Raw genomic sequence first — 24,213 nt, forward strand, 5'->3', positions numbered from 1 at the left:
GGGAGGCACTCGTTTGGCGGCACCCGCTGCAGGGTCCGGAAGCGCCCTCGTCCCCCGACTCCCAGTGGGAGCGGGGGACGAGGTGCGGGGGAACGGGGTGCGGGTACGGGGACCGAGGGGCGAGGGGCGGGCCGGTCAGCCGTTCCGGCTCACCGGCGCGGAGCCGGTGGGGTAACTGGTGCCGGTCTCCACGGTGTTGGGGATTTCGCGGCTGAGCTGGCTGTCGCAGTTGACGACGTTCCAGTGCAGATGCGGCCCGGTTACGTTGCCCGTGGCGCCGGAGGTGCCGATCTGTTGTCCCTGGGCCACCGAGTCGCCGACGTCGATGATTGTCGAACTCAGGTGGGCGTACTGGGTGCATCGGTTGTTGCCGTGGTTGACCAGTGCCATGATGCCGCCCGCGCCGTTCCAGCCCTCGAAGTAGATGGTGCCGCCCGCCGAGGCCACGATCGGGGTACCGGTGGGTGTGGCGAAGTCGACCGCGTGCCGGTTGTAGTCGTCGTTGTGCGAGTAGCCCTCGCCCGGGGTCTGGGTCACGGTGTACGCGCTGCCGGCCCGGAACGGCAGCTTGAACGGGGCTCCGCCGGAGCAGGCGGGCACCACCGGCGCGTTCGACCCGGTCTCCAGGAAGCCGTCGCTGACCCAGCCACCGTTCGGGAGCTTGTTCCAGATGTTGGTGGCGCCGCCGATGCCGTCCACGGTGTCGCCCCGGCCGTAGCAGCGGATGGTCACTCTGCTGCCGTTGGCGAGGCTGCCGAGCACCTGGGCGCCCAGGCTTGGCGCGGACCGTACCTGGAGCGGAAGACCGCTGGGAACGCTCACCGTCACCACGGCGTCGGCATGTGCCGACGCCGCCGGAACCATGACCGCGAGTCCTGCGAAGAGGAGGGCCAGTCCGGCCCGGATGCTTCGACGCATCGTCGCCTCCGTGTGTGTGGGGGGAGAGGGCGGAACGGGAGCTTGTCATGCTCGCGGCATGTTCGGCAATGCTGTGGCAGCTGGCAGCTGGCAGCTGACGGCCGCTGGCCCCCGCTGACCGATCCGTTCAGGTCCGCCCCTCCCCGGGCTCAGGCCCGCCCCTCCCTGGCGCTCGCGAGCTCCGACGGTTCGGCCTCGCCCTCGGCCACCCGCCGCTCCCTGCCGCGCCCCAGCCCCTTCCCCAGCCTCAACCGCAAGGCCATGACGACCAGCGCGGCGATCGCGAACCCGGCTCCCGCCCAGGGAAGTTGCCGCGCACCGTGCTCGGCCAGCACCCAGCCGCCGACCGCGGTCCCGACGGTGATGCCGAGGTTGGAGAACGAGATGAAGAGGCTGTTGCCGAACTCGGGCGCATCGCTCGCGTCGAGCCCGAGCCAGCTCTGGCTCACGATGAGCCCGCCCGAATGCACGGCACCCCAGATCAGGACCGCCGGAACCATCGCGGCGAACATCGGCCCGGCGGCGTACAGAAGGACATAGACCAGCAGGCACAGCACCGGGTACGCGACGACGGTGCGGACGAGGCCGCGACGCAGCAGGCTGCCGAAGGCGAAGTTCCCGAGGATCATCACGATGCCGAACGCCATCAGCATGGCGCTGACCCACGTTCCGTCCATGTGCGTGACCTGGCCCAGGTACTCGGCGAAGTAGCCGTACACCGAGAACATCGCGGCGAAGACGAGGACGACCGACGTGATGGTCAGCCACATCCGGGGCCGCTTGAGGACGCTCAACTGCGCACCGTAGGAGACGCGTTGTCCTCGCCCGACCGGCATCGGCGGTACGAATCGCAGGATGCCCAGGAAGGCGATCAGGTTGACGAGCGCCCCGAACCAGAAGGCCGACGCCAGGGACAGGTGCTCGGCGAGGTACGACGTCAACGGCACGCCGAACGCGAAGCCGACGGTGACACCGGCGAACACGGTCGTCGTGGCCCGGGTCGCGTCCTTCGCCGGTACCAGCCGAGCGGCGGTGGCGAGTGCGACCGCGAAGAACACGGGATGGAACAGGGCGGGGACGATGCGGAAGGCGAGCATCACCTCGTACTGAGTGGTGAGCGCGTAGACGGCGTTGGAGACGGCGAACACCGCGATCGCGGCGGCGAGCACCTTCTTGCGGTCGATGCCGGAGGCGAGCAGCGTGGTGAACGGCCCGGACACCGCGATGACCAGGGCGAACACCCCGACGAGCCAGCCGGCGGTGGACGGTGTGACGCCGAGCTCGGTCGACACCTGGGGGAGCACGCCGACCATGCCCATCTCGGTGGTGATGATCCCGAACACGCCGAGGGCGAGTACGAGGACGGTGAGGGAGGTCTTTCTCATCGGAAGGATCTGAACCTTTCATAAATCTAGAAAAGTAGATGCATTGCATCATGGGGGTGGGTTGCATCGTGGGGATGGGATGCCCGGCCGGCCCGCCCCTCGGTCGAGCGTCATATATCGATGAACGCCTGACGCAACACAGGGGCTGAGGCGGAGGCCGTGGTCAATGGGTGGTCGGTCGGTCGGTGCGCCGTCAATTCTCTTGGCTCTGTTGCCACTTCGGGAACACCGAGGTCAGGAACGCCTCGCCGCGGGACACACTTCCCGTGGAGTAGTTGCAGGAGAATGAGTCGGGCCAACTCGGGTTGAACTTGAGCAGCATGACCGTGGCGTTGCTCTGCGCGGTGGCGGCGTCGACGCCCAGCTTCTCCATCATCCAGGCGAAGACGGCGTTGCGACGCTGCTCCTCGCGGACGACCGCATCGCCGCCGCCTTTCACCCGGCCCGCGGCGTTCACGATTCCCGCGCGCTGCATGTCCTCCTTGAAGGAGACGCCCATCTGCTGCCAGTTCCCCTCCCACATGGCGCGGTTCGCCGCGGCCTGCTGCTTCAGCTGGTCGGCCTGCTGCTGCGTGAGGGGCGCGGCATTGGCGTTGGCCAGTTTCATCCCGGCGATGACGGTGGGGTCGAGCGACAGGTAGACGGACTCGCCGAACTGCGGGAACAGGGCGTCCCAGCTGGTCTTGTTCAGGACGTGGCCCTCGCTGGCGGTGGCGGTGATGTCCACGGCCCCGATGGGATTCCCCTGCGAGTACAGAACGTAGTCCGGCCGGGTGGAGCCGAACGTCACCTGCGTGGCGAAGTACGTCCCCGCGGGGAGCGTGGGCTGTCCGGCGCCTTCCAGGCGGGCCTGGGCGACGGATTCGATCGCGTAACCGAACTCCTTGGAGATGCCGCCGCTCCGGCCGTTGGCATGGAAGTCCTGCCAGACCTCGACCCAACGCTTCGTGTAGCCGTCGTAGTCACTGAGCGGGCCCAGTTGCGGGGCGGTGGTCACGTAGTTGTAGGCCCACTCCACCGCCCTGTCGACGGCCCCGAAGAAGCCCTCGAACAGGGCCGTTTCGGCTGTGCCCGGGGTGCCCTTCTTGATCTCCACGATGCGACGCTGCAACTCGGTTTCACCGCCGACGTGCGCCCTGCCCGCCGGCTGTTCCGAAGCGTGCTCGACGGACGGCACCGGCCCCGCGAGCGCGCGGGTGGCGTTGGCCTCGGCCTCGCGTTCGAAGCGGTCACCGGGGTCGGAGATCCGGAGTCCGGCCCCGTTGTCGGTACCCGAGACCGGCCCCTGGCGCTGCTGGATCACGTGCGTCAACTCGTGCGCCAGGGTGTGCCGGTCGCCGCCGCCGTCCCCGAGCACGATGTGGCTGCCCGAGGTGTACGCGTGGGCGCCCACCTCCGCGGCGGATGCGCGGGCGGCGCTGTCGGTGTGCACACGTACGTCGCCGAAGTCGGCGCCGAGCCGGCTCTCCATCTCCCGCCGCATCGACCCGTCCAGGGGCCTGCCGGGCCTCCGTAGAACATCGTGGACCGAGGAACGCTGAACGGACGCCTCGCCCCCCTGCCCCTGTTCCTTCTCCTGCTGAAGCATGCGCAGGACGACCGAGTTGCCGACGGCGCGCTGCAGTGGCGAGAGTTCGGGGACTCCGGCGCCGTCGACATGCGTCGACGCCGCTGAGTCGGACTTCCGGCTCTCACTCTTCTGGCTCTTCCGGCTCTCAAGGTCCGAGGCCGAGACACGGGCTCGCAAGCTCGCTCCTTCCGGCAGTACTCGTCGACAGCGTTACGGGTCAGGGGCGGAAGCAGGGGCAGACGCAGTGGTGGAGGCGTCGGTGCGGGCACGGCACAACACCGCCCGCCCAGAATGTCAGCCCGCCCGGTCACGGCGAGAGACCCGGGAGGGAAGACCCGGGGGCACTCTTCGTGCCCTCTCGCTGCACGCGCGGCGGGGCGGGGCGACCTACAACTCGTCACGCACGTACGCGGCGAACTCGGCGATCACCGGCTCGTTGCGCCGGTAGTACGTCCACTTGCCGATGCGCTCCGAGACGAGCAGCCCTGCGTCCTTCAGGGTCTGGAGGTACCCGGAGACCACCGACTGCGCCAGCCCGGCCCGCTTCTGGATGTCACCGACGCACACCCCGATGTGGAAGCCGAGCCCCTGCTGCCGGTAGGAGTCCTCGTCGAAGTACTTCTCCGGCTCCCTCAGCCACTGCATGAACTGCAGGCGCGCCGGATTGGCGAGCGCCTTGTGTACGGCCAGCGGGTCCACCGCTCCACCTCTCCACGAACCTCTCTACGATACGCATCTAGCTTTCTAGATATATAGAGCCAAGTCAAATCAAACATATCGACTGGACGTCTCGCCCCCCTCGTCCTCGATTGTTATGTGAGAACAGTGGGGCGAATGATGTGTTAGCCGACATAGATGTATCAATGTGCCTTGACGGACTCATGAGGTCGCAGGAGGCTGAGGTGCCCCCCACGGAAGCCCATCTCTCACCGTTGGATAACTATGCGCACACTTGCTTCCGCAGGCACGCTCACAGCTGCCGTCGCAGCGGCGATACTGCTCGCCCCTGCCGCCCATGCCACTGCTCCCGGGGACAACGGCACCGTGAAGATTCACGATGCCAAGACCGGCGAAGAGCTCCGCAAGAACGAGCCGCACGTGTGCACCTTCTACCTCGACGCCTTCGGGTTCGACGGCACCCAGAAGGTCGACTGGCACATCGAGGCGTGGGCCCCCACCGCCCACGTCAAGGGCGAAACCGTGAAGTCCGGTTCGCTGACGCTCGACGCCGAGGGCCATGGCCGTACGCCGGACCAGTCCCTGCCCGACGGCCACTACAAGCTGTTCTGGAACTTCGACGGCGAACACGGCCAGGCCAAGCACAAGGTCTTCTGGACCGACTGCGGCGAGGGGAAGCCCGGCAACGAGAAGCCCGGTGGCGGCAAGCCGGGCGGCGGTAAGCCGACGCCCTCCGCCTCCGAGTCGACCCCCGCCAAGCCGTCCTCCTCGCCCTCTTCCCCGTCCGGCCCGGCGCAGCCGACCGAGGCGCCCACCGCATCCACCCCCGCGGGCGCCGACTCCACCCCGCCGGCTTCGGCTGCCCCGTCCGCCGCGTCGTCGTCGCCGTCCGCGCACGACGAAGGCAACCTCGCCGAGACCGGCACGGGAGCACCGGTCGGCCTGCTGTCCGCAGCCGCCGCCGCACTCGTCGCCGCAGGCGCCTTCCTGGCAATCCGCCGCCGTAAGGCGCAGCAGCAGCACTGATACGCACCGCTGCCCGGCTACCCCGCTGCCCCCGCACTCCGCGACGAGTGCGGGGGCAGCGGTACGTGCGAGGAGCTCCACGACGTAGGCCGGAGCGAAGTCCCGTACACGTGGCGGGACATGAAGAAAGTGCTGTACGGTGACGAGGCAATCACACTCCGTGTGCTCAAGCGCACATGGAGCGGCCCCCGGCGGTGCGCCAACACCATTTCCGAGGGCCTACACCACCAGTGGACAGGAGCCACCGGAAATGCTGCGCCATGCTATCGCGCCCTCCGCGCGCTATACGAAGGCATCGAACGATGTCATCCGCCACCCGCGTCTGAACAGCGACGCGAAGCTCCTGCTCCTGTACGTGCAGAGCCTCCCCGACAACACCACCTTCAGGCCCTTGAGCGAACTGGCCCAGAAGATGGGCATCAAGGGCCGCGCGTACCAGAAGGCGAAGCAACAGCTGGTCGAGAACGGTTACGTACACGAGTGGCGCAGCCAGAGCGACGGTGGCCGCTGGATCACCGAGCAACTGGTAGCGAACAACCCCCTGACGACCGACCAGGCGTGCCGCTTACGCGGAGGCACCCCACCACTCCCGCTGCCCGCTCCCCGGCCACCGAGTACGCACTCTCCGACGGTCGGTGCACCGGCTCCTCGGACGGCCGGTGGCTATGAACCGGTAGAAGACCACAGTGATAAAACCACTCCCCACCCACCCTCCAAAGCCCCCGAGCCTTCCGAGCCTTCCGAGCCTTCCGAGCCCTCCGAACTCCCCGACCCCTCGGAGCGCTCCGAAACCCCCGAGCCTTCCGAGCCCTCCGAAATCCCCGAACCGAGGCGCCCGGCCTCCACAGCCGACGCCGCCCAACTGGCCCGCGCCGAACGCGTCCTGCTCTCCCTGCGCCACTCCCGCCGCGAACTGCACCTGGGCGTACGCGAGGCCGCGAAGCTGGCCGTCGAGGCGGTCAAGTGGCTGGAGCGCGGCCTGAGCGAATCCGACCTGCGCCACGCCCTGCTCGCCGAACGCCCGGCAGAAGGTGTGCGCTCGGCCGTCGGCTTCCTCCGCTACCGCCTCGCCCAAAAACTCCCCGAGCCCCGCACGCCCATCCAGTCCTACGAACCCGCCCGCCCCCGCGATCTGATCGAATGCCAGGCCCCGGGCGAGAAACACACCTTCCGCCCCCTGCTGGACGAGACGGAATGCACCCCGTGCCGCCTGGCTGCAGCAAACGCCATGTACTCCGAAGCCCCCTCACCGGAGCCCGACCACCTCCCATGGCGAGAACGCTTCGCACGCATCAACGCAACACCACCGGCCCTGCCAGGCGAAGCCTGACGGCTACCGCGCCTTCTCCAGGACGTACGTGTTGCGGCTGTCGGGGTCGCTGAAGAAGAAGTACAGAGCCAACCCTCCTTCTCGTCGCTCCAGCTCCAGGGTCCATCTGTACGATCCCGGAGCGGGCTCCCTGGAGCCATCGCCGCTGACCGTCTCGTCCGCTGCACCTGTTGCCTCGCGCCATGTCGACGACGTGCGCCGGGTGACGCTCAAGGACACATGCTGGCCGTCGCTCCAGCCCATGGGCCGGTCGGTCAGCTCCCACGTCCCGGTGCCGGACATCCGCCATTGCTCGTCGAAGTCGAATTCCTGCCCGTCGAGTTGTTTCACGACGGCGGTGCCGTCGGCCCGCATGGTGATTTCCGTGCCGTCGACGCACTGCCAGGTCCCGACGATCTCCGCAGCCGAGACCCTGGTGACGGCCGGTACATCCGCGTACTGCCCAGGCACACACCCGAACAGCGACAGCAGAGCAAGCAGCACGAAACCCAGCCTGCCCAACGCATCACGACGACCACTGCCGACACCACCCATGCCAAACCCTGCGCCCATGCCAACCCCACCCCTCTGCCGCCGCATCTACGGGCGGACGGTGATCATCCTCGTACCGAGGGAGCGTGGAGTGTGCTGCGGGGTGCGCGGAGCGACGCCGCCCCTCGCTGGACCCGATCGCCTGCCGCGGCGAGGACGCTTCGCTCGGATCAACGCAACACAGGCAGCCCTATTGGCCGAGAGCCTCAGCGTCTCGCGTCTTCGGCTCCTGCGCGATGCCGCGTCGGACGCCGGACTACGGAGTGCGTAGAGAAGCGACGAACCGTGTCCATGCGCTGTGACGTACGGATATGTGGGGCCGGCAGGGTTGCTTGGAATCCCTCACGCCGACTGCCGATTGCAGGTCGGCGACCTCGACGCACTCGCCGCCCGTGCCGTTGCTGTAGCTGCTCTTCCGCCACTTCGGGGTGATGGCAGGTTGGTTCACGGAGAGTGCTCCTTCAGGGTTCTGCGGATCAGTGAGCTCGAACGCTCGGGGCTGAGAGCCAGTGCCCTGAGGTGGTCGAATGCCTTCACGTACAGGCTGACATCCGCAGCGCCTTCGAGGTAGACCGAGTCGGTCAGGCCTTCGCGATACACGACGTCCGGATCTTCCTGCTCCGGAAACCCGAGGACCGTGAACGGGCCGGTGACGGGGTAGGCCCCGGCGTCGTACGGCAGGACCTGCACGGTCACGTTCCTGAGCCTCGCGATCTCCAGGATTCGTCCGAGCTGCCCCGCCATGACGGATCGATCTCCCACGACATGTCTGAGGGTGCTCTCGTGGATCACTGCCCAGAGATCCGGAGGGGTTTCGGTGGTCAGAAGCTGCTGCCGACGCATGCGTACGTCGACCAGGCGCTGGATCTCGTCGTCCGAAAGGTCGGCCGAGGCGCGGCTCAGCTCGGTTGCGTACTCCGAGGTCTGGAGCAGGCCGGGGATGAACTCCCCCTGGTAGCTGCGGAGATCGGAGGCGGCCTGCTCCAGGCCCACATACACCGAGAACCACGACGGCACCGCGTCTCCGTGGGCGTGCCACCAGCCCTTGGTCTTCGATTCCTTGGCCAGGGACTTCAGCAGCTCGCGCAGCGCGTCGGCCGTTCCGTAGAAGCGGCAGAGAGCATCCACGTCCGAGGGCTGCACCCGGCCCTGGCCCGTCTCCAGACGATTGACCTTGGAGCCGCTCCAGTCGAGTTCATTGCCAACCTGGTTGCAGGTCAGGCCGCTCTCGTCGCGGAGCTTCTTGAGCTCGATCGCCAGTCGGCGACGACGTGCTGTGGGTGAACCGGCCACTTCAACTCCCCTTTGCGTAACGAGGGTTCCATCCCATCGGAATTGGCGGCGTCGGCCAATCACCCGAAGGAGCGAATCTCACCGTGCACATTGCATGAAGGGATCGGAGCTTGGCATTCTCTGTTGCGGTACGACTGTGAGTCACCGCACTTCACGAAGGGTGAGGCGCGGGTTCTCGCTCCGGCGAAAGGCGTGCGCTCGTGGTGAACGGGATCGACGGCTGCATGACGCGACAGCCCTGGGAGCTGCCCTTCCTGGCGGAGCCCGAAGAGGTCGCTGGGCTGAGACGAGTCGTGCGACTGCACCTGCGATTGTGGGGGCTGTCGGACGTGGCCGATGTCGCGGAGATCTGTGTGAGCGAACTGGTGGCGAATGTGATCAGGCATGTTGGTGCCGGGACACCGAGCACGCTCACGGTTGAGATGAACGACACGCACCTGCGTGTCGCACTGCGTGACCCGGACACCCGAGCCCTTCCCACACTCTTGCTCGCCGGCCCCGACGACGAGTCGGGGCGTGGCCTGGCGATGCTGGACGCCTTGTCGGAAGGGTGGGGCGTGATTCTTGGCGCGGAGTCCAAGCTGGTCTGGTGCGACCTGGCCACGCCCCTCACTTCGGCCGGTGGTCATGTCGACAACCCGAAGGTCGCCAAGAGCGAGGCGTGCTTGACGCTCTACGCGGGCGGCCGGGAGGGCGAGCTTCCTGGACCGGGGCGAGCGGGCGTCGCGGCCCACGAGGAGGCGGCGATCGATCTGATCTCCGACCTCCTCCACTGGCTGCGCGCGCACGGGCGCGACCCCGACGAGGCGCTGGACCGCGCCCAGACACACTTCGAGGCCGAGCTCAGGTCGTCCGGATGACCGGGCAATCAGATCGGCAGGGCCTCGTGAAGACCTCGGTGGGCGCATCGTTCGGCGACCGTGACGGGCTGCTGTTGGCGCCTCCTTGCGCAAGGCGGGCGTGCCTGCTCCGAAGCGTTGTCGAGGCTGCGATGCGCGGAAACGCATTGATCAAACCGGTTCACGCCTCCTGGACGGCGGAAGAAAGATGAAATGCGTGGTCGGTGTTGCGGATCAATGCGTGGGTGACGGGATCAGATGGTTCGCCGTCCCAGCAGGTACGTGGGTACGTCCGCGACGATCTCAGGTTCTCGAGCGCCGTAATGGACAAGGTTCAATTCCTGCCGTGCACGCATGCACAGGACATGGAATCGCTCACGCGCCGCTGCGCCCGTGTGGTCGTCAACGTAGCTGTCCAGATCCGGAACGAAGACAATATCGAATTCGAGCCCTTTCATGCTCACGGCGTTTACGATGTGGATCCTGCGCGAAGCGAAATCAACTGTCGATCGATTCCTGTCGCCCGATATGTAGGACTGGACCGAGGATTCGAGGCCCTGGCCCGCGAGCTGGCGATGGATTTCACGCTGAAGTTCAACGGTTTTGCAGACGATTCCCACAGTGCACTCGGGGCGACTAGAAATGTATTGGGCGAGCTGCACTATAAATGGCCGTCCCGAGGAACAGTGCATCAGGTGTGGGATACCGCCGGCTCGGTCGGGAGGGCTGGCGTCCACGAGGTCATCGTTTACTCGGAAATGGTCCGCCAGGAGGGCGATCTCGCGTGTAGTGCGGTGATTCTTCCGCAACGAAATAGCATCTGCATCGACTTCGAGTCCCTTGCTGATGTCAGCAAGAGTCACTTGATCCCCTTCGAGGCTTCGGAATCCGTCCGCGAAAACAGTGACATGACTTTCGAGGATGCTGCAGAGTTCGTAGAACTGTTGCGGCAGGTTCTGTCCCTCATCGATGACCAGGTCGCCCGGAAGTTCTGGTCGGTGTCGCAGGCACTCGATTTGCATTCGAGGCCAGTTGTAACTCCATTCGTCCGTTCCGTCTGTCGGCGGTTCGTTTTGGAAATTTCTGTTCCAGAATTCGCGCAGCCAGCGATGAAATGTGGCGACGCGAAATCCTTCGGATAGGCGGTGGGAGGAATGTGCGGTGTATTGGCTGAGGAGATTGGAACGAGTGATCAGGGTGACGGGGCGGCCTGCTGTGGCCTGCATCCAGGCCCTGTAGACGGCCATGACGGTCTTGCCGGAACCTTGGGGGCCTGTGACCAGATGCCGACCCCCGAAAGGGAGATCGATTACCGCGTGCTGATCTGGCGTCAAATCGAGGAGATTGGGGAGTCTCATGGCGCATCGACGGCAACGGCGGACTCTTCGAAAGCGGCCTGGATGACTGGCCGAAAGAAACCTTCCACCTGCCCATCGCCAATAAGAAGGATGCGGTCCAGTAGTGTGTTTCCGATCTCGCAACACGTTTCGGGGAGCAGCGTGCACGCATGGCAAGCCGCTCTGTTGAGATTCGCCAGAGAACGCCCCGTAGGGTCGGCGCACAGTGGGTCCTGAGAGCACCACTGGGCCGACTCGAGGAGGCGAATCATCGTGTCCGTCAGGTGAGGAGGCATGCCTTGGCGGACCAAACCACCAAGCGTCCCCTCCGAATCTCCGGCCGCCGTGTAGATGAAAATGCCGGCCTGCTGGGGGTTCTGGCTCCCAATTGGATGGCTTCTGGCGTAGACGCGTTCGCGCAGAGACGCCGCGTTGTACCCACTGTCGTAGGAGAGTTGGCGGATGAACTGATGCGCCAGTGTGTGCAGCATGACGAATCTTGGCAGCAGCCGGGGGCCTGTCTTTTCTCGGAGTCTTTCGATCTGGAAGGAGGCCTCGAGGTTACCCTCGATCCCCTCGACCCAGCGCAAAACGGCTGCCGAGGATTCCCACTCCCTGAGCGCATACTCGTTGAACGAGATGAAGATGCCTTCCCCGTACGACTCCACGGCGGGCAACCACTGGGCGCGGGCCACGGGATTGACAGATACGAGGCGTTCGCGGCCCTCCGACTCGTATCGGGAAAACCCTTCGAGCGCCCTGACCTCGCGGATTCGGTCTGCCACCACAACCAGCCCGACGCGGTGGTGGAGCAATTGGAGGGAGACAGGATCGTCCACGTGCGTACCCAGGCCCACCTGCCTGACGGCGAAGTCGGCCGTGGAGTCCTTCTCGGATTCGGAGGAAGTGAACGCTGCCCATTCGGCGATGCTGAGGTCCTCAATCGCAGAATTGACCTCTGGCCTTGCTGACGTATCGGCCGTGTGGGCTCGCCACAAATTTTCGACGAACTCTGCAGAGACGTCACACCTCTTCGCGATGTGCTTGACGATCACATCTGTGGCGGGTGCGTCACCGGTTTCGATGAGTTCTTCCCACATGCTGTGGGCCATGACCCTTCGAGCTGCCTCGTCATCCGTGTCGAGATCTGACGGAGGAGGGATCTCGATGGCGGAATGGACCAGCGGGAAGTAAACGTTGGAAGCGCCGCGCTGGGCTGCGCGAGGCGTCTCCTCGCAATCGCTGCCCTCGTCGGGGTTTTGCCAGGGCTGGCTCCCTGAGCAGCGCACGCCGATCTGCTTCAGTACGTGCTTCTGGCTGATTCCCTCGAGAGTCCGATACGCGCCACAAACGAAGCACATTACCTTCAGGGCGTCGAGGCCGGAGGAATCCGGCGTTGCGACAAACTTGAGGCTCTTTACCCGGCATTGACGTTGATCGTGGCCTTCGGCGCGTGAATGCGCCCATCGCTGCCAATCGACATCGCCCATGTGCCCGTCTCTGCAAACCTGGATGAAACGCATGGGGGCCAGCTGAGGCGAGTTTGGGCACCGGCCGCATCTGGGGGGCTTGTCCCTCTGCTCCGCTTCGTGACGCCACAGGGTCATGACCCTGCACTTCGGGCAGAACAGCCAACGAGGAAAGCGCACATACCCCGGACCGCGGCGAGACACGTACTGGGCCTTCCCCGAAGGGATTACTGCCGCTGAGCGAAACCCCCTCACTCCCAATTTCCGGGCCAGCCGGGGAGAGTCCACCGGATCACCCTGGTTTCCCCAACTGCGTATATCAGCGGCGACGAATGACTCTCCTTGCAGGTCGATGATGCCACCGACACCGAACGGAGTGATTGTCTGTGTCCTTCGGACCTTCCGCCTAATGTCCTTCATCTCGTCACGCCCCCCTGACCGCGACCAGACATTCCCGGTCGACATTTCTCATGGACTGAGCGGTCTCCCAAAGTCCTTGCTGCTTCCCGAAATCGGTCAACAGCGACATGTGCCCGAGCCCCTGCGGCCGGTAGTAGAGGCGGCTTCCCCCTCCGCGGGCGATGGCAGCCTCCTGCAACCACTCCTCGATCAGCTCGTCCAGTTGTTTTCGTGCCGCCTCGCTCTCGCCGGGATCGGAGCTCTGCACGTGAGCCACGATGCGATCCCGCACCCGCTGCACCTCTCCCTTGTGGTCGAGCACGTCCCCGGCACTGTCCTCGGAGCTCAGCCCTATGCCGTGACGTACGAGGATGGCAAGTGCCGCGTGGAGCGCTCGAAGCCGGGACGGCGGCGACCACGGTGTGACACTCGTGGGCTCCACGTGTCGATAGAGCGAGGAGTGATAGACCCCGAAGGACTCGTAGTGAGAACGGTCGCGAGGCTTGCTCGATCGGAAAAGGGTGACGATCAATCCCGGAACCGTACGGCGGCCGACTCGGCTGGTTGCCTGAATGTATTCGGAGGTTGTCTTTGGCTGACCGTTCATGAGCATCAGACCCAGGCGCGGTACGTCAACCCCGACGGACAACATGTTGGTCGTCGCAAGAAAGGAGACGCTCTCATTGTCCGTGAACGCCCGGCCGAGACGATCGAGCAGTCTGGGCTGCGACGCACGGGGGATGTTGCTCGTCAGTTCGACAACCGAGTGGTCAGGAAGTTCGCGGCGGGTGGATTCGTCGTGTGTCAGATGCTCCAGCCTGGCCGGGATGTCGTCCCTTGCGATCGTGACGGTGCGTCCGAGTTCGCGAAGACTGTTGTGATAGGCGACCAGAGTCCAGTAGGCGTCGCGCAGCTCGTCAGTGTCGCGTATGTCGTTGGGGGCTTGGAGGGCCGCCGCACCGACATGGACAGTTCCGGTGGAGGCCGTATGTCCCTGAGCCATGACGCCGACGTAGAGTCGCCCCGGACGTTTGTGGTCGGGGGAGGCGAAATATGAGTAGCGGGCATCGGTTCCCGCTGGCGGGAAGAGCTGTGTCCGGCGACCGTAGAGGCTCTGGATCTGTTCTTGCGATCGGCGGATCGTTGCCGTCGACGCGATAACTTTAGGCCTGATGCCGTCCCACGCGCATAGCTCCAGGACCGCTGCCTCGTAAAGACCGACGGTCGTGCCCAGCGGGCCGGCCAACAGATGGAGTTCGTCCTGGATGACCAGCGACGGTCTGCGCATGCCCTGCCCGCCGAAGATGTGACCGGCCTCCGGTTCCCAGGCCAGTCGCGCGAACTTGTCCACGGTGCCGAGTAGGAAGGTGGGCGGTTGCTCGTAGATGTGCTGGTCGACCACGGAGACCGGTAGCCGATCGTGGAATACACAAGTTTCCCGAGGACAGAAGAAGGCGAAGCTGACGGAGTCTGCCGAGATTCCGAAGTCACTGTCGCGGGTGTGGCGCTGCGGGACGATCTCGGTTCCGCACCAGGGGCAGCGTTCCAGGAGGAATCTGTCGTCGGGCTCGTTCATTTGCTTGAGTTCGCGGAAGGCTGCCTCTGCCTCGACGTATTTGTTCGGTGTCGTGTCCCTGCCGACCCAGAGGCCCACGGTGATCGGTTCGCCTCCCAGCGCTTCCGCCTCGGGACCGTCATGCCCAAGGCGCATGTACTCCAGAGCGCAGATGGCCGTCGCCGTTCGCTGGAACTGCTGGGTGGTGAGGAGGCTGAGCGTGTATCGGCTGATGACAGCGGTACCACCGCCCTTGGACTCGTAGCGCAACCGACGCCAGGCGATCTCGAAGCATGCCGTGAGTAGATACGCCTCGGTCTTGCCACCGCCTGTGGGGAACCAGATGAGGTCGACTGTGTCGCGGTCATCGTGGTTGGGGTTCACGAGCCCTTCGATGACGAGCAGGAAGAAGGCGAGCTGGAAGGGGTGCCAAGCCGCTTCGGTATCCGGTTCGGAAATTTCGACGACGTTGTCGTTCCTGCGGCGTCGCGATCCCGCCAACTCACTTCGGCTGTGCAGCATCTGCAGCGCCATGGCTCGGTTCGCCAACCGGAACGCCTCTCGGGCGTGCTCTCCGGCAGCGTTCGCCTTGGCGAGGACCTCGATCCCGGACTCCATGCGCTGGACTGCGGCTTCGACACGCGCAAGGATGCGTCGGGCGGGCTCCTGAGCCCATTGTGGGAGGTTCGTCGACGCCTCGGCCACACGTGCTTCGTACCAGGCGCGATAGCCTGCGACGAACAATTCGAGATCGGCGCGCAACGTCTCGACAGGAAGGTCCCGCCGGTACAGGCGCGAGAGATTGAGCACTGGCAGGTTTGCCGGGCCATCGGGGCGGACGTGGTCGACAACTTGGCGCGGCATGACTTCCGCGCGGAGGGAAGTGACTTCCTCGTCCGACTCCTTCCACTCGACAGCGCAGCCGTGCCCGATGGCCCGCGTCACGATGTGTCGGTACTGAACCCGGAGCTCCTCCTCTTCGGGATCCCGACTGTTGAGTCGCGTACTCGGGTACTCGAGGACTCTTCCGTCGACGGTCGTCACCTCGAGTCCTGCCTGGAAGAGCATGAGGTTCCAGGAATTCCGGGGGTCCTCGTCCTCGTGGTGAGCGTTCGCGAGTACACAGGTGACGAGGTGGCCCACGCCGTGGTGTCGCCAGCGGACGTGGAGGCGCGCGTGGCCTTCCAGCACTCGCTCTCCGCTCATCGATCCCTGGTCGATCCGGACCGTTTGGGCACGGGCGGGAAGCCTGACCCAGATCCTGCGTCCACCCTTGCGCTGTGTCTCGTAGCGGGCAGCGGAGCAAGTCACCGTGATGGCAGCAGCGTTGGTGAAGAACGAGAATCCGAGTGATGAGGGCATCCAGGCATTCGCCTCGGCCACGGGATCGTCAGCGAAGCCGTCCTCTTCACCGACGCCTGCGGCATCCTCGGACAGCTCCTGTTCGCCGGCGGCCGACGTGCGATCGTGGAATTCTGTGCCGCGTGGATAGAGAGTGCCCATGAGATAGCGCCGGTCCGGGGGGTCGACGAGCACTTCCTCCGCGTCAGGTCCCGGGCCGACGAGCTGTCTGCGCAGGTACTTGACGAATTCCTCGCGATACGTGGCGAGTTCCAGCTCCGAGGCAGTCATCCCGTCGCACCTTCTCTCTCGAGCGCGGCAGTGCCCATGTCTCTCAGTACGCGGCTGACGCCGGGCAGGGTGGCGATCCACAAGTGTGCGCGAGCCCGGGTCCATGCGACGTAGACGGAGTCGAGACGACCTTCGAGGGCTTCGGGATCGAGGTCAATGAGGCATACCACCTGGTTCTCGAGGCCTTTGAAGTCCACCACGGAGGACCAGGTAATGCGATTCCTCGACCGACCGGACCCGATTGTTTCTGCGTAGCGATCGATCTTGGAGAAGCGGCGGGAGAGCCGGGCAGAAGTGCTGGCCCAATCGCCGGATGACGACACGAGAGTGATGTCCCGGGGAGCAACGCCGTCGCCCAGAAGGCGATCCAGGTGCTCGTCCAGAGATGACGCTTCGTCTTCTCTGGAGAAGACCTTGGCGAAGGTCACCTGCTCTCCCTGTCCCGCCATCGCGACTCCCAGATCGGCACCCGTGTAGCGCTGTACCTGTCTCACGATCTGCTTGGTGTTGCGACAGTTTCGCGTCAACGAAGCCGAGGTTGTGCCCAGTTCGCGAAGGTACTGCCATGCCTCGGGGTCATAGCCCTCGGGAGAGAGGATCTGGTTGTTTCGATCGAGCATGAAGATCCATCGGCCTCTGTCGAGCCCACCTTCGACGACTTCCTCGAGCCTTCCCAGATGCTCGAATCTCATCAAGTCCTGTGCCTCGTCAACGATCAAGTGGTCGAAGGAGCGCCCTCGGATCTCGTCGAGACGATCGAAGGGGAGCACGACGATGGACTCGTCCGACAAGATGTCGGAGACATGTGCTGCCAGAGTGCGACTCGCGCAGGTGAAGAGGACGGTTCCGCTCGCCGACTTGCGGCGGGCGGCCTCGGCCGCGAGGAACGTCTTGCCGGTTCCCGCGCCTCCCGTCCAGATGAGCCGGGGGTTCTCCTCCAACTCGTCGATGCGCACCAACTGCTCGGTGGTCAGGCGCTCGAAGGTCACCTCGAGGTCAGTGATCCTTGACTGGAGGTTGGGGACCAGGTCGAAGTCGGGACGTACGGCCTTCACGATGTCTCCGCGCAGCTGCGCGGAGATGGGGGAGATGGCAGACCTGTTCTTGCCCTTGCTGGGCCAGTAGCGGCCAGCACGTCGAATTGCCGCTTCGAGTCCCTGCCCACCGGCGTAGGCCGTGCGTCCAAGATACTGTTCGGGTTCGTACGTGGTCATCGGTGGGAGATCGACGTCTGGAGTGATGACCAGGTAGCCCCCCACCGCGTCGCGGGCGCGGAGACCGTCGACTGTGTTTCGGAACTCTCGTTCCAATTCGTGCATGCCGCTGCTGGCCTGCTCGAATGGGCCTTCGTCGCGCGTGTCCACGTGACCACTGCCCCCGCCGTAGTGCCACTTGCCGTCCCGGAAGGCGACCCCTCCGCCCTTCACCTCGATGAACAGGATCAGCTGGTGCGTGATCACTACGAAGTCGATCTCGCCGACACGCTTGTAGCGGTGTGCCGGGAGATGCACGGAGTGCAGGGCCACGCTCTCCTTGTCGGGTATGGCCTTGAGGGCAGCGAAGACACTTCGCTCCGCAGCGCTCCTGGTCTTGCTCGAGATCTCGCTCGGAACGATCCTCATCAACTCTCCCCGCAGTTGCAGCAACAGGGTCAAGATAGCGATATGACTCGGGAACAGTCACGGAGCAAGTGCGCAGGGAGGAGCTATGACGGCGGAGCATCGATTTGCAGCCATTAAGGGTATGCATCCGGTCGATTCGGACCTGATCGAGCGGCTGCTGCGTCGGTTCAGGGCCGAGGGGGTCGATCGCGACTTCGCTGTCTCGCAGGTGGCTGTCGCTGCGTGCCTCGGTGCCGATGCCCGAGATGCGCTGGCTTCCGTGATGGAGGCCGAAGGGTGGACGGTGACCCCGGCAGACCTCGGCGCGTCAAGGGAGGACCCCGAGGCCCAGGTCGCCGGCACGGAGGGCACTCTCGACGAGCTGGCCGGGCGGCACAGCGCTTCTGGCGTCGCCGAAGGGGCTCGACCGTTGCAGGACCTCGACTTGGCCATTTCGGCGGCGAGGCGGGTCCTGGACAGCGACAGATGGAACAGCAGGCCGCAGAAACGGATCCTGACCGCTGTTGAGGAGGCAGGTCTCTTCCTGCTCCTGCGGTCAGGACTGCCGCTGATCGGAGATTTGCCGACGGGGTACGTGCGCAGTTTGCCGGACAGGAGCGAAGCGCGTCGCGCCTACGAAGCGTTGGTGATACATAATCAAGGGCTAATTTATTCGATTGTGAAGGACAGATTCTTTGACGGGGAGGGGCTGGAGCGCCAGGAAGTTGTGCAGTTCGGAGAATTTGGTCTAATGCGTGCCGTGGAGAAATTCGACGTCACAAGAGGGCTGAAGTTCTCCACCTATGCCACGTGGTGGATCAGGCAATCAGCTGACCGTGGGGTGGCGGACTGCGGTTCCGTGATTCGATATCCCGTCTATGTGCGCGAGTCAATGAGAAAGATAGGGAAGGCGCAACGCAAGTTCCAGAACCTGGGCCAAGTGCCGGACGAGGTGGATCTCGCGGCAGAGTGCGATATGGATTACAGAAAGGTCGTTGAGTACCTGAAGCTGATGCGCGGAGTGCTGTCGCTCGACGGACTCTTCGAGGCATCCGGAACGGCGGGAGCGCTCAGCGGAGCAAGTAGCGGCGTGCCGGATCCCCATGAAGCCCTGCGGTCGTACTTCGCTCTGGAGGAGCTCCGCCCCCTGCTGGGCATCCTGCCGGAACGAACGCTCCTCGTGATCTTGTACCGTCACGGGCTCGTGGACGGGGAGACCTGGACGCTGGAAGCACTGGGGGACCGGCTTGGGGTGACGCGCGAGCGCATTCGTCAAATCGAGCGCCGAGGTATGCAGGACCTCCGTATCGCTCTCGATCTGGAATCGGACCCCGCAGTTGCGACCGAGCGACGGCGGCGAGATGTGATGGAGAGACTGACGCGGAGCCGCGAAAAGGTGAGCCGACTTCGCCGGAGAGCTGTTGCGACGGTTGGGCTGGCCCCGACCCCAGGAGTGTTCGGCACCGCTGCCGGTAGTCGTTCGGAAACGGAAGAGGGAGCGTTGAATTCGATCGAGAGTTCATTCAGTCGTTGGCTGGTTGATCGAATGCATGAAAGTGGGATCAAGTATACCGAAATTGCTGGCCTCCTGGAGGTGCCGGCCGGACTTGTCGTGGAATGGATGAACGGTCGATCGGCCCCCGAAGAGGCGATGCGGGAAAAGATCCAGTCCCTTCCGGAGCTGTGCGACGAGCCTGGAGCGTTTGAAGAGAGTGAAGAGGACTTGGCCGAGCTGACAGGTCTCCCCACCTGGTACCACCGTCCCGCATACACCGACGGTGGCCGGGACTTCGGCAACGCGGCAGCCTTCGCCTTCGAGGCGGACGTCGAGGTGCTGGCTCGTGAAGCCACGCAGAATAGTCTCGACGAGCGACTCGATCGCACGCGACCGGTCCGCGTTCGGTACACGCTGCACGAGCTCACTGGAGATGCTCTGGCCCGGTTTCGCGAGGCGATTCAGTGGGATCGCCTTGCGCCGCACTACGAGGCTGCGGCTGCCCAGGACCAGAAGGTCGGTCGGATCATCGACGCGGGACTGCGCGAGATGCGAGAACGTGACCGGCTCGTTCTGCTGCGCGTGGACGACTTCAACGCTTCGGGCCTGACCGGTGACGACTACGAGACCGGCCGGTTCGCTGCTGTTGTCCGGCGTCAGTTGGACAGTCACAAATCCGTTGACGGCGCCGGTGGTTCGTACGGGTTGGGCAAGGCGACACTCTGGGCGACCAGTCGTCTGGGCCTGGTGCTCATGAATTCCACGTTGTCCGAGCCGCACGAGGGCCAGACGGAAAGGCGGCTGATCGGGCGTCTCGATCTGCCGTGGCGCGAGGTCAAGGGCACGCCCTGGGCCGGTCCGGCCTGGTTCGGTCGTCCGGATCCTCACGCGAACCGGGCGGATGTCGCGCGCTCGTGGTGGGCTGACGAGGAGAGCGTTGAACGGCTGCACCTCGCACGGGAGAGCACCGAACCAGGAACCTCGTTCCTCATTGTCGGCGCGCACGACGTGGCCAGCCTCGCAGATGCCGATTCTGCGACCGAGAGCGACGTGGGCGAGGACGAGGAAAGTGTGCATCGCATGCACAAGCGACTCCGCCAAGCGCTCGGGCGGAACTTTTGGGCTGCAATGGTCGCAGGCGATGGTGCGCAACCGCTTCTCGAAGCGTCTGTTCGTACGCTGCGCAACGGTGTCGAGATCATCGAGGAGGAGCGGGTCGATCCCTCCGTGACCCAACCTTCCCGTACCCGCGCGCTCCAGGCATTCCTGAACGGTACGACCGTGGAGCGTTTGACCGAGTCAGGCCAGGTCGCCATGTCGACCGTACCTCTGAGCGTGCCGGGCCTCGCAGGGCAGAAGAGCGGCGGCGAGCACAAGGCGGTTCTTCTGGTGACCGAGGCCGATGACGCAGACGGGCGGCCGAACACCGTGGTGGCGATGCGGGGCAACCGCATGACGGTTCGGACCAGTCGTGTCCCTGATCTGGCACTGGGCACGAATCCGTTCCAGGCAGTGCTTCTTGTCGGGCATGCTGCGGGCGGCGAAGCGCCCTGCGCCGACGAGGCGGAGGCGTTTCTGCGGACCTCGGAGCCACCGGAGCACAACAAGTGGGGGCAGACCGAGGAACTGCGAATGCGGTACTCGCCCTCCGCCTACCGGCGTATCGCCACATTGACTCGCGATACGAACAGGGCTGTTCGCGAGCTCGTCACGCTGCCAAAGTCGAAGCGGCGCGGTGCGACCGACCGCTTGCGCAAGCGCCTGGCCGTATCGGGAAAGGGCGCATCCCGAAAATCCGCTGCCGCGGCGATGCCGATTCTCGACGAGCTCGATGCACGGATCGACGCGGATGGTTCGTGGTGCGTCACTGCAGAGGTCAAGGTGCCCGTCAGCAGTGACGTCATGCACGTGACCCCAGTGGCCAAACTGGATGTGCGATCCGGCCCCCGGCCGACGGTCGCCTGGTCCGAACTTGTTGCCGTACGGAATTGTGAACTGAAGGATGGTGTACTGCGGTTTGAGCCCGGAGCGCGGAACGCGACTTTTCGAGGGGTCACCGACGTGTCCACACACCCGGTACGCGCATCGCTCACCGGCTTGGTCGTTGAACTTCGCTTGGACAAGGAAGTGAAGCGATGAGGGCCTATCCGTACAAGCGACTTCCCGGGGTTGTATCGCTGCGCGTGACGGCAGTGGGGCTGAAAGGGCCTGGCGACAGCAGGGAGTCTCTCGACACCAAGGCGTACTCCGTCGTTGAGCAGGTGGTGGCCCTCGGGCGGGCGGAGCGGGACGACTGGGAGAGCGCCCGGATCAAGCTGTCGGCGACAGTTCCGGCCAAGGCGACCGAGCCCAACGGCTACTGGTCCGAGGTGTCCGTTGTCGCCGTGTTGACCGAGAAGGCGACCAATACACGGGCCATGGTTCATCTGGAGCCCGAGACGGAGAGCGGCCGGGATTGGGTCGGCTCCCTCGAACTCTGGCGTGCCGACCACCTCGACCGTGCCACTCTGTCCGTTCATGTGGTGGCGACCGTTGACGGGGTGCCGGGGCGAGTCATCGCCACGTCGGATAAGGAATGGGTTGTTGATCTGACCGCCGAGGCTCCACTGCGACAGCGTGAACTCGACGTCATCGAGGTCGGCTTCCGTGAGGGACCGGAATGGTTGCGTTCCTTCCGGGACGTGCCCTGGATCGTCGACACCTCCGGTGAACTGCCGGCAGTACACGTGAACACCGACTTCGAGGGCGTCACCGATCTCGTGGGCGGTGATGGTTCTGCGGCCGAGAGCTTGGTTCGTGATCTGCTACTCGCTCAGATGTGCACGGATGTGTGGACCGCTGTGTTCCACACCGCTATCGGAGATCTCGAGGTCGAGGACGACGGCATGCCGCTGTTCCCTCACGACTGGCGGGGCGAGGTGCTCCGCGAGATGCTCCCGGACGTCGTTCCCGGGCGCCCGATCGAGGAGGCTCTGCGAGAGGTTCACCGCCGACGCACCGGAGCTTTCGGATGGATTGACCTCCAACCCCGTATCCAATTCGCTGCCACCCGCAGGGCCGAGGTGCCCAGGGCTCTGGCCACCGCAATTCGTGGCCTGGACAGACTTCATCAGGGGGTCGACGCATGACCGACAAGCCTGCCCATCTGCCTGAACGACTGGCACTGCTCTCCGACCTCAATGCCGCCTCCTACCTAACCGAAGGGCTGCTTGCGGGCAAGGAGAACGTACCGGCCATCGCACTTAGCAAAGTCGCCGAGCCGTTCGCCGGCGACCAGGCACGTGCGGCGCTCGGGCCGGTACGCGACCTCTTTGACGAGGCGATGTACCGGTGCCGCGATGAAAAGCCCACGAAGGCCGATGCCTGGCTCGCTCCGCGGCTCCATGCCACCGTGCGGCTCGATCGCCGAGAGGCCGCCGACCGTAGGAGATGGAACTACCTTGCCCTCGGAGTCGCTCCCGACTACGTAACCTGGCGCCACATGCCTGAGCCCAAGCAGGACAGGAGGGCTCAGATGGTTACGGCCAACCGGTTTCGTGGCGCCCACTACACACAGGCCTTCGCCCGGCTGTGGTGGGCGGCTGAACTCTTTCGGAACGGCCCCGACTACGGGCCCGTGGTCACGGCCTGTACCCACCAGGACATGCTCAACACCGTGCTGCGTCTCGACGCCATTGACCATAGGCCGACGGCTCAGGCGATGCTGCGCCTCATCGAGCGCGGGACGGTCAGGACCGGTCGTGAAATCAACGCCTTGGCAAGTGCGATCAACACCTCCGCTGCAACATTGATGTATGACGTCATCGCTCCTGACGTGGAGCGGGACGGTGAGCCGCTGCGACAGTGGATCGAGGCCTCGGAGTGGGCTGGCCCCGTGACGCGCGACATTCTTCCGGAGGGCCCGGATGATGCGCCCGCGCCGGAGGAATCCGTAGATCGACTCGTAGACTACTTTTCGGAACTCTTCGAGGACGCGCGGGTCCGGGGGCGTGCGGAAATAGCGCCGGAGGACGTCTGAGGCTGCCACTGTTCGAGACGCTTGATCGCCTCTTCGGGGGGCCTGCCCAGGCCCATAGCCGCACTTAGGATGTGCAGGCCGAGCCGCGGGGGAACGGCGTTGCCGATCTGCTGGGACACGTCCTTCCCGGACCAGGGGTACTTCTCTGGGAAGGACTGGAGCATGCCTGCTTCGCGGAAGCTGAAGCGTGGCAGGTCGATGCCACTCTCACCAGCGACGATTCTGTTCCGGGACACCTTTCCTGTGACCGTCGCGGAGGGGGCGCGGGAGCTCCGGCGGCCACGCGCCTTGGGGTCGCCTCCCGTGCCGTAGTTGGAGATGACGGTGAACGGCCCGCTGCGGTAGTTCGCGAGGGCCTCGCCCATCGATATCCAGGGCAGCAGAGCGCCGTCCGCGCCGCCGTTCTCCGTCCACAAGGCCGGTTCGATCGGGGCAGGTGCGGGCATCGGCCATACGCCCTTGCGGTAGGACTGATGGGTCGGGCTCGGCAGTGCGACTCGGCTATGTTCGCCGTATCGAGCGATCAGAACGGCGCGCCGCCGAGTCTGAGGAACGCCGAACTCTTCGGTCCGGAGGATGCCGCACTCGGCCGAGTAGCCGTTCTGCCGGAGTACGTCCCGGAACGCCGTCCATACAGGTAGGACTGCGGGAACCTGTTCCAGCACGATGGCCTGGTATGGCGCGCCGTTCTGGAGTGCGTCCAGGGCCCAGTGGAGCGGTTGGAGGACGAGTCCGGTGCGCTCGTCCTCCAATACGGCGAGATCCGTTTCTATGCGTGGCCACGACTCGCCATCCGCCAGCCGTTTGACGAATGCCAGAACTTCATCCAGAGCCCGCCGACCAGCGCCCTTCCCGGCCACCGTGTATGTCTGGCACGGCGGACCGCCAGCCAGGACGTTGGCCTGCGGGAACTTCGCCGAGTCGAACGCGCGGACATCCCCCTGCTCGGTGGGCAGGCCAGCCGCTTGCCGCGTCTGGCACGCGTTCGTGTCCCACTCGATTCCCAGGGACGTAACCCCCAGGGCGTGAGCTGCCACATCCAGCCCACCCGGGCCGGCGAAAAGATCGATGACATGCACATCCGCAGGGCGGAGCGGCTTCTGGGATGTGTTGGTCATGGGGTTGAAGTGTAGCCGG

18 protein-coding genes and 1 pseudogene are annotated in these 24,213 nt (G+C 65.1%); 7 read left to right on the top strand and 12 right to left on the bottom strand.

Going from position 1 to position 24,213, the window contains the following annotated elements; genetic code table 11:
- Positions 1–135: 135 nt before the first annotated feature.
- From ACFYY7_RS35120 to ACFYY7_RS35135, 4 genes are all read right to left on the bottom strand, one after another.
- Positions 136–918, bottom strand: coding sequence for a peptidoglycan DD-metalloendopeptidase family protein (locus ACFYY7_RS35120; RefSeq protein ID WP_388667860.1), 783 nt, complete (start codon positions 916–918; stop codon positions 136–138).
- A 149-nt stretch (positions 919–1,067) separates the two neighbouring features.
- On the bottom strand, positions 1,068–2,303 hold the full coding sequence (locus ACFYY7_RS35125; RefSeq protein ID WP_388667861.1) for an MFS transporter: 1,236 nt from the start codon (positions 2,301–2,303) through the stop codon (positions 1,068–1,070).
- A gap of 193 nt (positions 2,304–2,496) precedes the next feature.
- Positions 2,497–4,050 carry a DUF4157 domain-containing protein gene (locus tag ACFYY7_RS35130; protein WP_388667862.1) on the bottom strand — a complete coding sequence of 518 codons (1,554 nt, stop codon included), beginning with the start codon at positions 4,048–4,050 and terminating at the stop codon, positions 2,497–2,499.
- A 210-nt stretch (positions 4,051–4,260) separates the two neighbouring features.
- On the bottom strand, positions 4,261–4,572 hold the full coding sequence (locus tag ACFYY7_RS35135) for a metalloregulator ArsR/SmtB family transcription factor (protein ID WP_351257289.1): 312 nt from the start codon (positions 4,570–4,572) through the stop codon (positions 4,261–4,263).
- 243 nt (positions 4,573–4,815) lie between these two features.
- Between ACFYY7_RS35135 and ACFYY7_RS35140 the strand changes: the two genes are divergently transcribed.
- Positions 4,816–5,577, top strand: a complete 762-nt coding sequence (locus ACFYY7_RS35140; RefSeq protein ID WP_388667863.1) for an LPXTG cell wall anchor domain-containing protein — start codon at positions 4,816–4,818, stop codon at positions 5,575–5,577.
- Positions 5,578–5,827: 250 nt separating this feature from the next.
- Entirely contained in the window at positions 5,828–6,907 is a 1,080-nt protein-coding gene (locus ACFYY7_RS35145) for a helix-turn-helix domain-containing protein (protein ID WP_388667864.1), read from the top strand.
- Positions 6,908–6,910: 3 nt separating this feature from the next.
- Here the strand turns inward: ACFYY7_RS35145 and ACFYY7_RS35150 are convergent, their stop codons facing one another.
- The 3 genes from ACFYY7_RS35150 to ACFYY7_RS35160 all read right to left on the bottom strand — a co-directional run bounded on the left by ACFYY7_RS35150 (position 6,911) and on the right by ACFYY7_RS35160 (position 8,731).
- Entirely contained in the window at positions 6,911–7,390 is a 480-nt protein-coding gene (locus ACFYY7_RS35150; protein ID WP_388667865.1) for a hypothetical protein, read from the bottom strand.
- Between the two features lie 304 nt (positions 7,391–7,694).
- Positions 7,695–7,886: a DUF397 domain-containing protein gene (locus ACFYY7_RS35155; protein ID WP_376414821.1), complete on the bottom strand. Its 192-nt coding sequence runs from the start codon at positions 7,884–7,886 to the stop codon at positions 7,695–7,697.
- On the bottom strand, positions 7,883–8,731 hold the full coding sequence (locus ACFYY7_RS35160) for a helix-turn-helix domain-containing protein (protein ID WP_388667866.1): 849 nt from the start codon (positions 8,729–8,731) through the stop codon (positions 7,883–7,885). The genes ACFYY7_RS35155 and ACFYY7_RS35160 overlap by 4 nt, the downstream gene beginning before the upstream one ends.
- Before the next feature lie 200 nt (positions 8,732–8,931).
- Between ACFYY7_RS35160 and ACFYY7_RS35165 the strand changes: the two genes are divergently transcribed.
- On the top strand, positions 8,932–9,591 hold the full coding sequence (locus ACFYY7_RS35165) for an ATP-binding protein (protein ID WP_388667867.1): 660 nt from the start codon (positions 8,932–8,934) through the stop codon (positions 9,589–9,591).
- A gap of 233 nt (positions 9,592–9,824) precedes the next feature.
- Here ACFYY7_RS35165 and ACFYY7_RS35170 read toward each other — a convergent pair whose 3' ends face one another.
- From ACFYY7_RS35170 to ACFYY7_RS35185, 4 genes are all read right to left on the bottom strand, one after another.
- Complete coding sequence (locus ACFYY7_RS35170) at positions 9,825–10,817, bottom strand: hypothetical protein (protein ID WP_388667868.1); 993 nt, start codon at positions 10,815–10,817, stop codon at positions 9,825–9,827.
- A 107-nt stretch (positions 10,818–10,924) separates the two neighbouring features.
- Entirely contained in the window at positions 10,925–12,841 is a 1,917-nt protein-coding gene (drmB, locus tag ACFYY7_RS35175) for a DrmB family protein (protein WP_388667869.1), read from the bottom strand.
- The gene (locus ACFYY7_RS35180; RefSeq protein WP_388667870.1) at positions 12,801–15,962 is read right to left on the bottom strand and encodes a helicase-related protein; all 3,162 of its coding nucleotides are present in this window, start codon (positions 15,960–15,962) and stop codon (positions 12,801–12,803) included. Before ACFYY7_RS35180 ends, drmB begins: the two co-directional genes overlap by 41 nt.
- Positions 15,959–17,617 (bottom strand): NERD domain-containing protein, encoded by a 1,659-nt coding sequence (locus ACFYY7_RS35185; protein WP_388667871.1) that lies wholly within the window; start codon positions 17,615–17,617, stop codon positions 15,959–15,961. Before ACFYY7_RS35185 ends, ACFYY7_RS35180 begins: the two co-directional genes overlap by 4 nt.
- Before the next feature lie 229 nt (positions 17,618–17,846).
- Here ACFYY7_RS35185 and ACFYY7_RS35190 point away from each other — a divergent pair.
- The 4 genes and pseudogenes from ACFYY7_RS35190 to ACFYY7_RS35205 form a co-directional block, all read left to right on the top strand.
- A pseudogene (locus tag ACFYY7_RS35190) lies at positions 17,847–18,863 on the top strand (sigma-70 family RNA polymerase sigma factor); the annotation flags it as partial.
- A 246-nt stretch (positions 18,864–19,109) separates the two neighbouring features.
- Positions 19,110–21,197: a transcriptional regulator gene (locus ACFYY7_RS35195; RefSeq protein WP_388667891.1), complete on the top strand. Its 2,088-nt coding sequence runs from the start codon at positions 19,110–19,112 to the stop codon at positions 21,195–21,197.
- Positions 21,194–22,186 (top strand): hypothetical protein, encoded by a 993-nt coding sequence (locus tag ACFYY7_RS35200; protein WP_388667872.1) that lies wholly within the window; start codon positions 21,194–21,196, stop codon positions 22,184–22,186. The genes ACFYY7_RS35195 and ACFYY7_RS35200 overlap by 4 nt, the downstream gene beginning before the upstream one ends.
- The gene (locus tag ACFYY7_RS35205; protein WP_388667873.1) at positions 22,183–23,076 is read left to right on the top strand and encodes a DUF6339 family protein; all 894 of its coding nucleotides are present in this window, start codon (positions 22,183–22,185) and stop codon (positions 23,074–23,076) included. The genes ACFYY7_RS35200 and ACFYY7_RS35205 overlap by 4 nt, the downstream gene beginning before the upstream one ends.
- On the opposite strand, the gene ACFYY7_RS35210 is transcribed toward ACFYY7_RS35205, so the two are convergent.
- Positions 23,007–24,194 (bottom strand): DNA cytosine methyltransferase, encoded by a 1,188-nt coding sequence (locus ACFYY7_RS35210; protein ID WP_388667874.1) that lies wholly within the window; start codon positions 24,192–24,194, stop codon positions 23,007–23,009. The genes ACFYY7_RS35205 and ACFYY7_RS35210 overlap by 70 nt on opposite strands.
- Between the last annotated feature and the right edge of the window lie 19 nt (positions 24,195–24,213).

The sequence above is a fragment of the Streptomyces sp. NPDC001933 genome, from assembly GCF_042890955.1.
Taxonomy (GTDB): Bacteria; Actinomycetota; Actinomycetes; order Streptomycetales; family Streptomycetaceae; genus Streptomyces.